This is a genomic window from Streptomyces sp. cmx-18-6 (assembly GCF_046548915.1).
GTDB lineage: Bacteria > Actinomycetota > Actinomycetes > Streptomycetales > Streptomycetaceae > Streptomyces.
In genome coordinates this window covers 258127-274480 of record NZ_JAEBEP010000007.1, presented here as the reverse complement: position 1 = coordinate 274480, position 16354 = coordinate 258127, and the positions used below count along the sequence as shown (strand labels likewise).

General features: G+C 69.8%; 6 protein-coding genes. All 6 read right to left on the bottom strand.

Going from position 1 to position 16354, the window contains the following annotated elements; translation table 11 throughout:
• Positions 1-132: 132 nt before the first annotated feature.
• The 6 genes from ACLJPL_RS18900 to ACLJPL_RS18875 all read right to left on the bottom strand — a co-directional run bounded on the left by ACLJPL_RS18900 (position 133) and on the right by ACLJPL_RS18875 (position 16259).
• Entirely contained in the window at positions 133-6945 is a 6813-nt protein-coding gene (locus ACLJPL_RS18900) for a polymorphic toxin-type HINT domain-containing protein (RefSeq protein ID WP_411082140.1), read from the bottom strand.
• Between the two features lie 203 nt (positions 6946-7148).
• Positions 7149-11363 carry a LamG domain-containing protein gene (locus tag ACLJPL_RS18895; RefSeq protein ID WP_411081990.1) on the bottom strand — a complete coding sequence of 1405 codons (4215 nt, stop codon included), beginning with the start codon at positions 11361-11363 and terminating at the stop codon, positions 7149-7151.
• 231 nt (positions 11364-11594) lie between these two features.
• Positions 11595-12626 carry a hypothetical protein gene (locus ACLJPL_RS18890; RefSeq protein ID WP_411081989.1) on the bottom strand — a complete coding sequence of 344 codons (1032 nt, stop codon included), beginning with the start codon at positions 12624-12626 and terminating at the stop codon, positions 11595-11597.
• A gap of 10 nt (positions 12627-12636) precedes the next feature.
• Positions 12637-13569 carry an N-acetylneuraminate synthase family protein gene (locus tag ACLJPL_RS18885; protein ID WP_411081988.1) on the bottom strand — a complete coding sequence of 311 codons (933 nt, stop codon included), beginning with the start codon at positions 13567-13569 and terminating at the stop codon, positions 12637-12639.
• Between the two features lie 12 nt (positions 13570-13581).
• Positions 13582-14841, bottom strand: coding sequence for a cytidylyltransferase domain-containing protein (locus ACLJPL_RS18880; RefSeq protein ID WP_411081987.1), 1260 nt, complete (start codon positions 14839-14841; stop codon positions 13582-13584).
• 38 nt (positions 14842-14879) lie between these two features.
• Positions 14880-16259 carry a DUF6716 putative glycosyltransferase gene (locus ACLJPL_RS18875; RefSeq protein WP_411081986.1) on the bottom strand — a complete coding sequence of 460 codons (1380 nt, stop codon included), beginning with the start codon at positions 16257-16259 and terminating at the stop codon, positions 14880-14882.
• Positions 16260-16354: the final 95 nt, after the last annotated feature.

The following is a 16354-nucleotide window of genomic DNA, read 5'->3' as shown; positions in this document are numbered from 1 at the left end:
CGGGCCAGGTTTCCCCTTGCAGAACTACGTAGCGGACCGCACTTACAGACGCCCCCGCGATCGCACCCCGAAGGTCAGCGAGACTAGCGTCACCGCGCGCCTTTGCATCCCACGGCTCGATTACCAACATGCCTAGTACCGCCCGAAGTATTGGAACTGTCCATTTGCGTCGAAGGTTGCACCGATCCCGCGCCCACCAGCAGGGTCCGGCATGATATATCGCGTTCCGCCCGCGAAGTTGCCGGAATTGACAGCGGAAGTAGCGGTTTGCGGATTGGTCAGAATGTCGTCCAACAAATTCTGTCCGGCAGTCTTCAACTGCTTGCCGGGAACCACAGGAAGATCGCCGCGGTTCATATGCTTCTGGTATTCACGCCCTGCATGAGTCGTCTTCCCCTTGGCTGGACGCATTCCACTCTGCGAAAGCGCATCCAGATCGGGGCAGCCTCCGGAGTTATGCACGAGCACGGGAGTTTCGCCCGCCAGCACATAGTACGTATGGAAGTCAGCCACCGTGAAGTTATGGACGCGGGACCCCTCAGTCCAGCGCGCCACGGCGGTGATCCGAAGGCTGGCGCCATCGTTCCTGCGGAGCCGCTCGCCCGGACGAAGGTCGGTGGCGTCGATCCACTCCTTCACCCCCGCAACCCAGAAGGGGTGCCTATCGGTCGCGGTCACCGAGGCGGTGCTGTCGCCCTTCTCGCCGTCGGTGTCGATGGTGATCTCGACCAGGTGCTTGATGCCTTCGCCGTTGATCTCCGCGGTGACGGTCTTGGCAGTCGTCTCACCGGTTTCGGGGTCGGTCGCGAGGACCTGGTCACCGATTTCTACGTCTTCGATGTTCTTGGTGGCGCCGTCGGCGAGGACTACCTGAGTGCCGGGCAGGAAGCTGTTTCGGGTCGCACAGTTGCCGGACCCTCCCTTGCCGTCTCTCCTGGGCCCGTGAATACCTCCGCGACCCGCCACCCCTTCGGATACTCCGGCAATGAGCTTCGCGCCGGCCGAACTGTACATGTACCGCTTTTTGGACGGGCAGCTGGTTGCGTGACACGCGTTGAGCAGTGCGCTCTTGATATCGGAATCTATGTACGGCGCGTGGCCCTGATAGTCCGCGTAGAGATCAATCCCGATGTAGCTGAGATTTTCCAGATGGCTGTAGAACGCCTCGATGAACTTCTGCTGCCCCTCCCAACCATCGGGGATGTAAACGTTGGGAAGCAGCTCGACATAACCGTCCTCATTGAGGTCATACCCCGTTCCGCCCTCCTCCTTCCAGGCCGGCGTCTTCGGTGCCGAAGCCTTCGGCGACGTCGACCGTTCCGGGTGGTGCGTCGACTTACTGGTGGGGGACCCGTTGACGCAGCGGTCGAATTCGCCGGAGTGGCACTCCGGGACGCCCAGTCCGCTGGCATCGGTGAAGGTGAGGGGGTTTTGGTGTGCGTAGGTGTAGCCGTTGAGGGACTGCGGTTTGTCGGTTTCGAGGAGGGGGTCGACGCTGATGAACCGGCCGATGGCGGGGTCGTACTCTCGGGCGCCGAGGTGGGTGAGGCCGGTGGACTTGGTGTCGTCGGTGCCGCCGACGAAGCCCTTGGTGCCGGGCCAGGAGGCGGGCTGGTTGCCGCGTGGGGCGCCGAAGGGCAGGGTGCGCCGCTGGGTGAGTTTCAGGGTGGACGCGGCGATGGCCAGCTGGCCCGTGCCGTGGTGGTCGGCGGTGGTGAGGGTGACGGATCCGTCGTCGTGCTTGATGGCCTGGTGGCCGCCGCCGAGGTCGGTGTACCGGGTGGCCTTGGCCTTGCTCGCGTCGGCGGGCAGGGTGACTTCGGTGTGGCCGAGGTACAGGGTGGTTTCCGTCGGGGTGCGGCTGATGAGGCGGCTGCCGCCGGTGTCGTAGAGGTACTCGGTGGTCTTGGTCTTTCCGCCACCGGCCGGTTCGCTGGTCTTGGCGAGGTGGCCCTCGGCGTCCCAGAACAGGGTCTGGGTGGTACCGGACAGCGTGCGGGTCTCGGTATTGCCCGCCGCGTCGTAGCCGTAGCTGTCCTTGGCCGTGCCGGTGGGGCCCGTGGTGGTGACGGAGGTCAGGGTGTGGGCCTTGGGCGTGCCCGGGGCAGGGTAGGTGTAGACGCGCTTGCGGTCCTTGGTGCTGTCACCGGTGGTGTCGTGTTGGGTCTCGGTGACCCGCTGGCCGGTTTTGTTGTACGTGTAGGTGTCCCAGTACGGGGCCGGCCCGCCGATCCTGCCGCCGGTCGGGGCGGCGGCGCAGGGTGCCGTGTTCTGCGTCCAGGCTGCCGTCAGGCGACGCAGGTGATCGTAGGTGAAGCACTGGTTGTCGGTGCCGTCGCGAGAAACGTCCGCGACGGACAGGACGTTGCCGATCGCGTCGTAGCGGTAGGTGTTGTGCTGGTCGACTCCGGCTACGTCCTGGCGGTCGACCCGTGACGTGGCCAGCCGCTGGGTTCCCCACTCGTAGGTGTTGGTGGCCCAGGTCTTCTTCGCCCCGCCGGCGGTCGAGCCGAGCGCGTACTGCAGCGGCTTGCCGGTCAGCGAGTAGCTGACGTCGGCCTGGAACCCGTCGCCGAGAAGGGAGACGGGGCGCAGGGTCTGGTCTTCGTAGGTGTACGCGTTGGAGCCGCCCGGAAGGGATCCCGCTGCCGAGAAGGAGACGGCTCCCACCAGGCCGGAGGGCTTGTAGGCGGTGCCTGTCTGGTAGGTGCCGGCCAGGGCGCCCTCAGCTGCCGGGATCACCACCGCGGTTCTGATGGGGCGGTAGAGCTGGTCGTACTGGGTGACCTTGGAGGTGTAGGCGGCACTTCCCACGTAACGCGTGGTTTCGGCGAGCTGCCCCTTGGCGCCGGTGACGGCGTCGTAGACCCACTTGGACCGCAGGGCTCCGGTGGCGGAGCCTTCACGCAGCTCCGTCCTGCGGCCGAGGTTGTCGTAGAGGTGGAAGAGCGCCGGCACCTTCTCGCGGGCGTCGTTGCTGGAGGTCAGCTGGCCGCGGTCGTCGTAGGTGCTGGTGGTGACGCCCTTGTCCGGGTCCGTGGCCTTGGTCTGGCGTCCGAGCTGGTCGTATGTGTAGGTCCAGCTGTTGTCGCCCGGATCGGTCACCTTCTCGAGCTCGCCGCGCGGCGTGTACCCGTAGCGTGTGGAGTCGAAGGCAGCCTCCGCGCTCCGCGTGTGGTGCTGGCGCAGCTCGGTCAGCTTCCCACGGGCGTCCGTCAGCGTCGTGGTGGCCGGCGCCCCCTCGGGCGGGACGACAGTGGTGCGGTCACCGCCGTAGCTCGTGGTGGTCGTGCTCAGGACCCGGCCGCCGTCGCCGTTTCCGGCGATCTGCCGGCTCTCGGTCTCACGGCCGAGCCCGTCGTAGCTGTGGCGCGTCTGGGACTCCACGCTGAGGGCGTCGTCCGGCTTGAACAGGTCCCGGCCGGCGGGCTTGTCGTTGTAGTAGGGGGCGAAGGTCTTCGCGGTGAGACCGCGCTCGTCGTAGAAGACGTCCGTGATGAGGCGGCCGCCGGCCGGGCCGGGAGTCTGGGTCTGTCGCTCGCGCAGGAACCCGTCGTACAGCGCGTAGGAGGCGATCTGCGCGCCACCGTTGTTCAGGGTCTGGGTGCGGACCGCCACTTCCTTGTTCGCGGTCACGAAATAGGTGAACTCGTAGTTCGGCGTCTGCCCGGTCTTGCGGTCGGGCAGCCACACCTTGGCGGAACGGCCCAGCGCGTCGTAAGTGAGCTCGGTGCGTTTGGCGTTGGTGTCCACCTGCGCGGCAGGCCGGCCACGCAGCGGCTCCAGTTCCGTGATCGAGGTCTGTGCGGTGGTGGCGTCCTTCACCGAGGCGGGCGGGGTCGTCGTGGTGACCCTGGCGGCGAACCCGGAGCTCGGGCTGTAGGCCGTGCTCGTCGTACGGCCGTCCGTGCGGGCGGTGCGCACCAACTGGTCGGTGGCGGCGGTCACCGTGACATCGGCGGACAGGTCGGTGGCCTTCAGGGAGCGACCGTAGCCGTCGTAGCCGACCGATGCCTCCAGGTAGGCAGCGGTCGTGCCGTCGTGCTTCTTCAGCGTGGCGATGGCGGTCGCGTCGCCCTTGACCGGGATTGCCCCGTAGGCTCCGCCGTCGTAAGCGGTGCGCACGTCCGAGATCACGCCGGTGGCCCGGTTCACCGTGCCGGCGCAGGGCGCGGCGACGGTCTCCACCCTGGCGGGCAGGGTGAGGATGTTGACATCGGCGTTGGTGGCGTACGTGCTGCGGGTGCAGCGGTTGTCGGCGGCGGTGGAGTTGTCGCCGGCGTCGTCGATCTGGGTCACACGGCCTGCGACCGTGTCATGGGTCGTGGTGGTGGAGGTGGTACGCCAACTGGCGCCGGCCCCCTTGTCCAGGGAGGTCCAGGTCTTGGAGTGGGAGGTGCCGGTGAAGTTGGAGGCGATGGTTCCCCAGGCCCGCTTCTTGGACGCGGTCTGGTGGGCCCAGGGCCGCTCCACCGTCTTGCCCAGGACCTTGCCGTCCGGGCCGGAGTAGCTGACGGTCCTGTAGGTGAAGCCCGCCGCCGACGCATGGTCGGTGATGGGGTCGCCCTCGCCGTCCGCGAGGGCGACGGTCACCGTCTTGGTGGCATCGCCGGAGGCACCGGCTCGGTCACCGTGCATGCCGCGCAGGAAATACGTGTCCTCCTGGGTCTTCAGGGCGGCCGTGCCACCCTGCCCGCCGGTCTTGACCCGCACATGCCCGTAGCCGCGCCACTGGGACCAGGTCTTGAACTGCTCCTTGGTCAGGCCGTCGTCATCGTCGAAGTGCCAGGCCGCGTCGCCCTTGTACTCGTACGAGGTGACCGAGTCCGGGGCGCCGCCGGTGCGGTCGGTGGCGGTCACCGACGTCGTGACGTACTTGTTGAACCATTGCTGCTCCGGATCGTCGGTGGACGATCCGCCGATGTACTGGGGGAAGCACCTCGTGGCGTTCGTCCTCGGCGTGGGCAGTGCACCCCAGGTGCAGGACGGCGCCGAGTAGTTGACCGAGGTCAGGCCACCGCTCTCATCCGCGACGGTGGAGAGACGGCTTTTGATGAACGGCGCGTAGCCGTCGTTGTCCTTGTCCAGACGGTTCTGCAACTGGGTGTAGCCGAACGTGGTCTTCGGCAGGGTGACCGCGGGGGTGGCGGTGTGCCCGGTGCGCTGGATCGAGTCGAGCAACAGCTGGCGGTCGACGTCCGCCATACCCCAGCGGTGTGCCAGGGCCCAGGAGTCGACCTTGCTGTGGACGGTGCCGTTCAGCACCTGCGTGGTGACCCCGGTAAGCCGCTCGCGGGTGAAGAACACCGGGGACAGTCGTCCCTGGTCGCAGTCCGCCCCGACGTTGCAGTTCATGTCCCACGGGGTGTCGTACCAGTTAAACGCCTTGTCGTCGATGGTGTCCGCCGCGCAGGTCACACCGGTCTTCGGCAGGCAGCGTTCCGATGTGCTGAAATCCACGACGGCCAAGGGCTTCGCGCTGTAGACGGAGGAGCTCTTCAGGCCGTATTCGATGCGGTCCAGGGACCCGCCGCGGGTGTAGCGGGTGTTGTCCTTGGCCTCGAGGTTGCGGCCGTAGGAGTTCTTCTCCTGGTCGTAGTAGTAGGCGATCGCGTTGCCATGCGTGTCGACGGCGTAGTCCAGGTTCCAGCGCCATGCCTGCTGGCACCAGGAGTCCTTGAACGCACTGGCGTGGCAGGGCTCGCCTGCGTTGTTGCCGAAGACCGGTACCGTCCAGGTCGAGTCGCTGGTCTCCTTGCCCTCCGTCCAGCCCTGCAGACGGTGATAGCCGAAGTAGTAGCGGCTGCCGTCCGGGGTGGTCAGGCGCCAGTACTCACCGTCGTTGTCGCCGTTGCCGCGGTCCGCCGACGCCAGCCGCCTGATCCTGGAGCCGTCGTCCTGCTGGAACTTGTACTCGTTCACACCGGCCGGGACCAGCTCACCGCCCTTGCCGTTGAACGTGATGAACGCGTTGTCGTACGCCCAGCACAGGTCACCCGGCTTGTCGCCCTTGGCGTTCTCCACTCCGTCGTCGGCACACGGCTTGTACCGGCGCTCGATGTAGCCGGGCCAGGCGTCGAACCCGTCCCCCACCCAGGAGGACTGGTTGTTCGTGGTGCCGGTCCGCCCGTCGATCGCGCCCGAGGAGTAGGACAGGCCCACCGTCGGCTTGAAGCCGCCGGGTACGTCCGGTACCTGCATGTCGTAGGCCCAGGTGAAGTCGCCCGTGTTCAGGTCGGTCTTCGAGGTCGCGGACGGGGACAGCGAGGTCGCCTTGTAGTCTCCGGCCTTCGCCTCGCCCTCGGCGACCGCTGCCAGCACCGTGGGCGAGCCCGCGCTCAGGGAGACCGCGCGGGTGCTCAGCGTCTGCTTCTCGGTGTCGTTGACCGCCGCGACCGGCTTGACTGTCCGGCATTTCGCCGCGTCCGGTGTCCTGAGAACACACGCGGGTAGTTCGACGAGGGTCAGGCGCGCACCGTAGTTGCCACCGTAGGACTCGGCGAAGTCCGCGTAGTCGATGCTCGCGCCGACCGTGCCCGCGTCCGTGGCGGACTGGGGCTCCAGCGTGAACAGCAACCCGTCGACGCCTGCTTCGCGGGCCTGCTTCCGAGACAGGACGCGGGTGTTGATCTTTCCGTCGAGCGGCTTCCCGGCGTGCTCGGTCGACGGGGTGTTGAGGTGGAGCGGAAGGCCCTTGGCCTGCACGGGGCGACCGGCTTTCGCGGTCGGCTCCGCGAGGGTGACCGCAACCGCTTCGGCCGTGGGCCAGTCGGCCCTGGGGCCGTTCTCCGGGGACCGCGGCCCCTCCCGCAGGATGCGCGGTTCGCCCCCGGTCCGGCTCTTGCCCGCCACGGGCCTGTCCGGATCGATCACCTCGGGACGGCCGTTGCCCGCGGCGTCCGCGGCCGGGGCGAAGGTGATGGCCTGGATCAGGGTGGCCACCATGACCGTCGAAGCGCCCAGGGCGATCTTGCGTCGAAGCCTCACGGCACGACGTGGCCGTCTTGTTCCATACATGTCTGGACCGATTCTCCGAGTGAGCGGGGGGCTCGGCCACGACGACCGGGCGCGGGGATTCAAGAACGGGAAGGATGAGTGCGGCGCGAGTGGGGTGCCGGGCCGCGGCCCGGCACCCCACTCAGGGGGAGTCAGCCGCCGGGTACTTCGGTGGGCGGGTCGAACCAGGAACCGGCCAGCTTCTCGACCTGCGCGTCGCTCAGCGCACCCTGGAAAGCCCATACGTCGTCGATCAGGCCGGGGAAGTACTCCCCGGCGCGGCCTCCGGCGCCCGAGCGGCCGATCATCAAAGACGTGGTCCTGAACGCCAGGACGTCCTCGGCCCACGGCACCAGGTCGGCGCACCCCGTCACGTCGGCGGCGCCGTCACCGTCCATATCCGCGCAGGCGACTTCGGCGAGGGAGCCGTTCACGTACAAGCGGGCCTGCTTGGCGAAGCCGTCGTAGACGAGTGCCAGATGATTCCATTCCGTGACGCCATAGAACTCACCGTTGTCGGCGCTCACGACGCTCGCACCGGCGGCGTCCTTGTCCGCCACGGACAGGGTCCAGCGGCCCGGACCGGCCGGGTTGGCGGGATCGGGCCTGAACCGCACGGCGAACCCGCTCCGGTTGGCTCCCTCCGCACTGGCCAGGGCGATGTCCTTCTTGGGTTCCGCGGAGCCCTGCGCCCAGGCGGTCAACGTGAAGCTGCCCGAGGTGTCCACCGGCATGGACGCCGGTGAGGCGTACGCGCCCACACCGTCGAGCTTCATCGCGCCGGAGCCGACGAAGGCGTCATCCACCTTGACCGCACCGCCCCGAAGGGCGAGCGAGTTGGTCGTGCCGGTGGCGTCGGGCGTGGTGACCGGGTTGGATCCGGCAGTGGTATCGATCGTCCATCGGCTCTTCAGCAGCGGGCGTTGCCGGAAGAGTTGCTGCACCTCTTCGGCGGACACCGGCCGGGCGAAGAGACGCACGTCGTCGATCGTTCCGGGGAAGAAGTTCTTGATGACACCGCTGTAGGAGCCCGCTCCGATCAACATCGACTGGTCGGCGTAGAAGGATGTGCTGAGCGGGACCGAAGCGGCTCGCTGACCGTTGACGTAGAGCGTCAGGGTGTTGGCGACGGTGTCGTGCACTCCCGTCAGGTGCACCCACTCACCGGCCCGCGCTGTCGTCCCTTCCGGCTGCATCGCACGGACGGGCGTGGCGTCCGCGGTGTCGGCGGAGTACTGGTTGAAGGCCCACCGGTCGTAGGCGGCGGAGTAGTAGAGCTCGAAACCCGGTGCGTGCCGGCCGGCCTGGGCCGCGATGATCGCCGCCTGTTTCGGCTTGGCGGAGTTCAGCTTGGCCCAGGCGCTGACACTGAAGCTGCGCGATGTGCTCAGGTGCGGGCCGCTGACCTGGCCGATCTTCGCGTGGCCGGTGGTTCCGTCGAACTGCGCGGCCTTACCCGCCATCCCGGGCACGCCCGTGGTGACACCGCCGCTGTATTTCGCCGGCAGGACGCCGGCCTGCCCCTGGACCTCCGTGGCGCCTGCCTCCTCGTCGAGCGGGAAGACGGCCACCGCCGGACGTCCGGGGTCGCCCTCGGACTGCTTGGCGTACAGCTTGTCGACCGCGTTCTGGGTGAGGGCCTTGTCGAAGATCTGCACCTCGTCCACGGTGCCGGGGAGGAACGACTTGGTGACGCCGTTGTAGGTGGCGGCGCCGATCTGGAGACCTCGGCGGGCGTTCCACGCGTTGGGCAGCGCGGCCTCACCCACGAGTCGGCCGTTGACGTACAGCCGCAGCTGTTTCGCGGTGCTGTCGTACGCGCCCACCAGATGCGTCCACGCACCGGCCGTCACTCCTCCCGGCTGGGCCGCCATGGCCCGGATGATCTTCGCGTTCGGCGCGTCCGTCTCGTACTGGTTGAACACCCAGCGGTTCAGGTCGGCCGAGTAGTACAGCTCGAAGCCGGAGTGGTGATTGCCGGGCTGGGCCGCCACGATCGCCGCTTCGGTGGGCAGCTTCGAGAGCTTCACCCACGACGAGATGGTGAAACCACGCGCGGAGTCGATCACTGACAGGTCCGACGAGGCGTAGCCGTCGATGCCGTTGAGCCCGAGTGCCGTGCCCTTCGCGCCGGCCGCGCCGGTGGTCGCCCCGCCGTTCAGAGTGAGGATTCTGGGCGGTGTGGAGCCCTGCGCCGCGGCGGCCCCCGCCGCCTCGTCCAGCTGCCAGGTGGCCCGCTCGGGTTGGCCGGCCTTCACCCGGAACTGGTACGTACGGATCTCCGAACCGTTCCCCGCCGCGTCGAACGCCTGGGCGGTGACGAAGTTCAGCCCCGGCTTCGAGGGCAGAAAGTCCACGTTTCTCGGCGCACCACCGGTCGTGGTCAGCTGACGGGCCGAGGAGGGGTCGCCGTTGATGCCGTACCAGTAACGCGTCACGTCGTTCGACGCGGTGTCGAAGGCGAACGTTCCGTACTGGCCCACCCCGTCCAGCCAGGGATCGTTCGGGTCGTCGGGGCGGGAGGCCGGGTACTCGCCGGACACGATGGTCGGCGCCGCCGGGACGGTCCTGTCGTAGACGAAGTAGCACGCCGTGGGATCTCCCGCCGAGGACCAGGGGGAGTACCGGGCGCCATCGTAGGAACGGACGTGCCAGCTCACCGTCTTGTTCTGGGGAATCGTCGTGGGCAGGCTCAGAGTGAAACTGAACCCTGCCTTCTTGGGTGATGTCCGGTCGGGAGTCCACCGGGCGATCAAGCCCTTGCCGTCACCCGCGTCCCACGAAGCCTGCACCTGCACCGCGACGTTGTCCCCGTCGGGGTCCGTCACGCCATTGATGTTGATCTTGCCCAGGGTGCGTACGCGTGGAGCACCGGCCGGGCGCTTGCAGACGCCCCCGAACTCCATCGACAACTGCGACATCTTCACCTGAGCGGGCGGGCGGTTGTACTCCACTCGCAGAAACGCGTGGTCGGAGAACCGCTTCCACGCCAGCCCGTCCGACTCGCTCACGGCCCGCAGGCCGAAGGTCATGGTGGGCGATCTGTCGTCCGCCGCCGCCTGCGTGGCCGCCTGCACGTCGAACTCGGCGTCCTTCGCCGCGCAGCCGTCGTAGCCGTACGCGAAGGACTCCGTCCTGAGCTTTTTCATCCAGAAGCCGGGTTCACTCTGTGTCTTCCACGTGGTGGAGGACGAGATGTCCCGCGTCTGCCAGAGTTCGACGCCCCTGGCCGAGCACGAAGCGGACCACGTGCTGCGGACCACGAACGCGGCCTTCCGGATCGACTTGCCCGCGAACGCGGTCGTCTTCAGCCGGTACATCAGGCGCTTGGTGTCGTGGGGTGCGCAGTAGGACCAGTCGCAGTAGCCCAGGCCGGCGGTGGGCTCGCCGTTGAACTTCCACTGCGGTGAGGACTCCCAGTACTTCGATGTCATCGTCCACGCCCCAGCCCGGGGCGTGGACCACTGCGGGTCGATGAAGACCGGGTACGTGGTGTGCTCGCCCCGGAGTACGTCGGCGTCCGGCGTCAGTACGAGTTCCTTGCCGTGGGCCGGCAGCGTCACCCCGACCGGAGCCAGCTTCCCCGACTCCGTCGCCGCAGGTTCGCCCGCGCTCTCCGTGTCTGCCGCTCCTGAGGGCGCACGCGTCGCCGGTGCGGCGGCGGCCTTGGCCGGTGCGGCAGTCGTCACGGTGCTGGAATCCCACATCATGGGCCGCGGCGCCTCGAACACCGCTGCCCCGGCGCCCTCGTCGACCGCCTCCAGTCCGCCTTCGCCGGTCTCCCGCACGTCCATGCCGTCTGCCGCCAGCTCCAGCCGGAGCTCGGTCAGCTTCGGATGGGCCGCTGCCTCGGCGGACTTGACGACCAGCAACTGAGTGAAGCCGTCCTCCTGCGCCTCCATCCGCAGGTCCACGTCCGGCAGCACGTCGCGGTAGGTGGCCCTGGCGCCGTCGAGTTCCGGGGCCGGCAGCTTCTCCGGCCATGAAAGGGCCAGCTCACGACCGGCCTTCGTCATGCGTACGAGGGGGGTGTCACCGCCCCCGGAGAACGCCAGGCCCACCGTGGCGGCCCCGGGTGCGACGCTCCCGTCCGCCGCGCGGACCAGGTCGGTCTCGATCGGCTGCCACGCGCCCCGCACCCTGGCCCGAACCGGACGCAGATACTCCCGCGCCTCCAGGTTTCCTCCGGGCGTCGCGAACACGTCGCTGCTCTCGCCGCGCATCGCCGTCACCTCGACGGGGCGGCCGGTCCGTTTCGCCGCCGCCTGCGCCTCGTCGAGGGTCGTTCCGCCGTCGCTGGACGCCGGTCGCTCAGGGGCGGCCGGCTCGTCCGCCGCGGCCGCTCCCTGAGGCGTCAGTGTGGCCATGACGACCAGGCACACACTCCCGGCCACCAGGCCCCTACGGCCGCGCGCACGCAGACGTCTCCACACAGTCCCCACCCCGACCCCCACAAGACGCAGATCCTCGCGAGTGAGGAGCCCTGCGTGACTCTATGGAGACACTGTGTGGATATCCAGAGGATGATGTGTGCGTCAAGCGGGCGGAAACAGGGCATCGGGTCTGTGATGCGCCTCACTCGGGCCTCGCCGCGCCCCTCAGATCACCACCGACGTCAGCCGCTGCACCCCCCGTGCCGTCTCCGTGACCCCGCTCAGGAATCCCTGGGCGCGCGGGGAGGCCGTGGCGCGGAGCCATTCCGGGGCGATGTCGCAGACCGCGACGCCCACGCCCGTGCCGGCCAGGGCCAGGGGGAGGGTGTGGACCACCGTCGAGGGGAAGCTCACCACCGTGTGGCCGATGGGGCCGCGGCGGGCGATGAGTTCCAGGGGGAGGTCCGGGCGGACGATCTCCAGGCCGGTGGCGGCTTCCAGGGCGTGGAGCTTCTCGGCGGACTCGCGGCGGTGCGCGAAGTAGCGCGTGGCGCCGTGGGTGCGGGCCAGGTACGCGACCGCCTCCTGGTACGGGATCGGGTCGACCACCCCCGTCTCCACCAGCGAGGTGCCCACCAGGTCCGCGCCCCTGCCGACGCTGGGCGGGCCGAAGCGGGCCCGGGTCCAGGCGAAGGTGTTGGCGGTGACGGTGACCCCGGGCGGGGGCTCCACCGGCATCGCGGTGAAGACCTCGACCCCGTGCCTGGCCGTCGGGGTGAAGCGGCGGCGGGCGGTGGCCGTGACCGGGGCGAGCAGCAGTTCGCGCGGGCCGCCGCGGCCCTTGCGGTGCCAGCGGGTCAGCCGCTCGCCCCGGGCCAGCTGGGTGACGAACTCCATGGTGGCCGTGCCGTCGTCCACCACCGTGAGCCGCTCGGCGCGGACCAGGGTGAGCAGGAGCTGGACGTAACGGGAGAACGGGTCGCCGATCACTATGTGGTCCGCGCGCCTGACCAGTCCGGCCAGGGCGCGCAGGGCCTTGAGAGGCGCGCCGGACTCGCCGCGCGCCTCCTGCCAGCGGACCGCGATGCCCTCGTCGCGGGCCAGCTCCGCCATCCGGCGCAGCTGGCCGCGCGACATCGGGTCGACCGGGGGGAGGACGACGACCGTGGTGTCGGCCGGGTCGTCTCCCCCCTGGGTGTGAACCCACTCCAGGACGTTCAGGAGCTGGACCGGGCTCTCGACGAAGGCGAGGTTCACCGGTCGGCGCTCAGACCGCGACCGGCTCGGGGGCCGGCGCGTTCTCGGTCTCGGCGACGACGCCCGCGACCCGGCGGAGCTTCTTCATCGGGCCGAGCTCGGACTCGTACACCTTCTTGACTCCGTCGCCGAGCGACGCCTCGATGGTGCGGATGTCGCGGACCAGGCGGGTCAGGCCCTGCGGCTCGACGGAGGCGGCCTGGTCGGAGCCCCACATGGCGCGGTCCAGGGTGATGTGGCGCTCGACGAACGTGGCGCCGAGCGCGACGGCGGCCAGCGTGGTCTGGAGGCCCGTCTCATGGCCGCTGTAGCCGATCGGGACGTTGGGGTACTCCTGCTGGAGGGTGTTGATCACGCGCAGGTTCAGCTCCTCGGCCTTGGCCGGGTACGTCGAAGTGGCGTGGCAGAGCAGGATGTTGTCCGAGCCGAGGACCTCCACCGCGTGGCGGATCTGCTTCGGGGTCGACATGCCGGTGGAGAGGATCACCGTGCGGCCGGTGGCGCGCAGGGCGCGCAGCAGCTCGTCGTCGGTGAGGGAGGCGGAGGCCACCTTGTGGGCGGGTACGTCGAACTTCTCCAGGAACGCAACGGCCTCGGTGTCCCACGGGGAGGCGAACCAGTCGATGCCGCGCTCGGCGCAGTGGTCCGAGATGGCCTGGTACTCCTCCTCGCCGAACTCGACGCGGTGGCGGTAGTCGATGTACGTCATGCGGCCCCAGGGGGTGTCGCGCTCGATGTCCCACTGGTCGCGCGGGGTGCAGATCTCCGGGGTGCGCTTCTGGAACTTGACGGCGTCGCAGCCGGCTTCGGCGGCCGCGTCGATCAGGGCGATGGCGTTGTCGAGGTCGCCGTTGTGGTTGATGCCGATCTCGCCGGTGATGTAGACGGGGTTGCCGGGTCCGGCGGTACGGGTGCCGAACGTGCGCAGACGGGAGGTGCTCATGGTGGTGCGTCCTTACTTGGTGGGGGCAGTGGGGGCAGGAGAAGGGGTCGTGGTGGTGGTGAGGGTGGGGCCCAGCAGCCAGGCCGCGATCTCGCGGATGGCGCCGTAGCCGCCGGGGGTGGTCGTGACGGCGCGCGCGGCGGCGCGCACCGAGTCATGGGCGCTGCCCACCGCCACGGGCCAGCCCGCGAGGGAGAAGCAGGGCAGGTCGTTGACGTCGTTGCCGACGTACAGGACCCGGTCGGGGGCGATGTTCTGCTCGTCGCACCACTGCTTGAGCGCCTCGTCCTTGCGGTCGATGCCGTGCAGGACGGGCACCTGGAGCTTGCGGGCGCGGGCGGCGACGACCGGGTTCTGTTCGGTGGAGAGGATCAGGAGGGGCACGCCCGCCTTGCGCAGCGCGGCGATGCCGAGTCCGTCGCCCCGGTGCACGGCCACGGTCTCGCGGCCGTCCGAGTCGACCATGACCCGGTCGTCGGTCTGGGTGCCGTCGAAGTCCAGGACGACCGCGTCCACGTCCGCGAGGGAGGGCAGCGGCGAGGGGTCCAGGAGCGGGGCGAGCGCGCGGGCCCGGGCCAGGTCGTGCGGGTCGTCGATCTCCAGCACCCGGGCCGGGTCGGTGGGCACCAGGGCGGTGTGGCCGAAGAAGCGGTGGCGGTGGGTACGGAAGCCCGCCGCGTCCATCGCGTAGGCCGCACCGGTCTCCAGGTGGTCCTGGGGGCGGTCCTGGCGGCGCGGGCGTACGGACTTGTCGTGGTTGACGCCGTACGTTCCCTCCTCGACCGCGGCCCCGTCGCGCCAGAGGAACCCGTGGAACGGGGCGACGGTGACGGCCGTGTCGGCACCCTCCTGGGCCACCGCCCGGGCCACCTTGGCGATGTCCTCGCGGGAGACGAACGGGCTGGTGCACTGGACGAGGAGGACCACGTCGACGGTGCGGGCCCGCTCGGCCTCGTAGACGTCCAGGGCGTGCAGGACGGCGGCCTCGCTGGTGGCGGTGTCGCCCGCGATGGCGGCGGGGCGCTCCACGCAGTGCAGCCGGTGGGCCGCGCCGAGGTGGGCGGCGGCGGTGCGGGCGGCCTCGGCGATGGCCCCGTCGTCGGTGGTGACCACGACGTCGGTGACCTCGGGGGCGCCCAGTGCCGCGCGGACCGCGCGGGCCACCAGGGGGATGCCGCCGACCTCGGCGAGGTTCTTGGCGGGGACGCCCTTGGAGCCGCCGCGGGCGGGGATCACGGCGAGGACGGTCGGGGGCGTCGGGGGCGGCTTCATCGCTGCTCCTGGGGTCAGGGAGGTGTCTGAGGTGGTGGTCACAGCTGCCCCATCCGGCGGATCACGGGGGCGACGCGCTGGACGCCGTGGCGGTAGGCCCCGCGCGCCGCGCCGCGCACGGTCGCCCGCACCGCGCCCCGTACCCGGCCGGTCGCCCGGAGCGTGCCGACGCCGGCCAGGGGCGTTCCGTCCGGGGCCAGTTGGTGGCGGGCGAGGAGGCCGGGGAGGTAGCCGGATGCGGTGGTGGGCGTGTAGTACGGGGCGATCGGCGGGAGCGGGTCCGCCAGCAGGGCGGTGACCTTGGCGCGGACGGCGTCGTAGGCCGTGGCGTACGAGCCGTCCGCGGCGACGCCCTGGCCGGACAGCCACTCCTCGTCGGGGGTCGGGCGCGATCCGCCGTCGAGCCGGTCCCAGGAGGTGAGGAGCCCGGAGCCGATGAAGTGGTGGTTGCCGAGGGGTTCGCGTACGCCGAGATCGGTGAGGATCGCGGTCGGGATGCGGCGGTGCAGGGACTCCAGCGCGGCGGTCGAGGAGACGGTGACCAGCAGGTCGGCGCGGTCCAGGACCTCGCCCATGTTCCCGTACACCAGGCGGAAGTTGGGCGGCAGCCCGCCGGGCAGCTTCTGGGCGAGCAGCTGGTAGGGCAGTTCCTCGATGTGCGTGGTCTGCTCGCCCGGCTTGGAGCGCAGCTTGAGCAGCACCTCGCGGCGCGGGTGCAGCCGGGCGTGCTCGACGAGCCGGCGGAGCAGGTACGTACGGTCGGCGCGGTCGGCCGGTACGGAGGGCTGGACGGCGAACACCACGGTGTCGCGGCCCTCTTCGGGGCGGTAGGGATCGCCGCCGAGGAAGGGCAGCGCGGCTTCGGTGACGGCGGACGCGTCGGCGCCCACTCCCTCGTACACCGCGCGGAAACGCTCCGCGTCGTGCCGGGAGTTGGCGAGGACGACGTCGGCGCCGTGGCGGAGCAGGAGGCCGTCCGACAGCTTCTCGTAGACGACGCCCACGTATCCGGTGACGACGACGGGGCGGCGCGGCAGGCCGAGGGCGGCGATGCCGTGCAGCATGGCCTGGACGCCGCCGCCGACGAGGGCGAGGACGAGGACGTCGTACGCCTCGTCGCGCACCGCGTGCAGGAACTCCGTCGTGGTGACCTCGCGGACCCGCTCGGCCGCTACCCCGACGTCCCCCACCTCCGCGAGCTGGCGCGGCGTCGGGGTGGCCCGGCCGCGCAGCAGCAGTCCGCTGACCTCCACGGGGCGCGCGTCGCGTTCGAGCGCGCCGGCGGTCAGGCGGCGCGCGGTGAGCGCGCCCCATTTCCACCGCGTGTCGGAGTCGGCGAGGACGGCGACCCGCAGCGCCGGGCGGGGCTCGGCGGGGGTTCGGGCCGGATCGGCCGCGTTGCTGGTACGTGAGGGCACGTCCTAGAAGTTAGGAAGGCATTTCGATGCGCGGCCCAACGCGATGGCAACAGATGGTTAACAGCGAACCGACGATTAGGGAATCGGGCGGCCGG

Bases quoted from the DNA above. Each gene is read 5' to 3' on its own strand.
- ACLJPL_RS18880 (WP_411081987.1), bottom strand. From the start codon at position 14,841: ATGAAGCCGCCCCCGACGCCCCCGACCGTCCTCGCCGTGATCCCCGCC.
- ACLJPL_RS18895 (WP_411081990.1), bottom strand. From the start codon at position 11,363: ATGGCCACACTGACGCCTCAGGGAGCGGCCGCGGCGGACGAGCCGGCC.
- ACLJPL_RS18885 (WP_411081988.1), bottom strand. From the start codon at position 13,569: ATGAGCACCTCCCGTCTGCGCACGTTCGGCACCCGTACCGCCGGACCC.
- ACLJPL_RS18900 (WP_411082140.1), bottom strand. From the start codon at position 6,945: ATGGTGGCCACCCTGATCCAGGCCATCACCTTCGCCCCGGCCGCGGAC.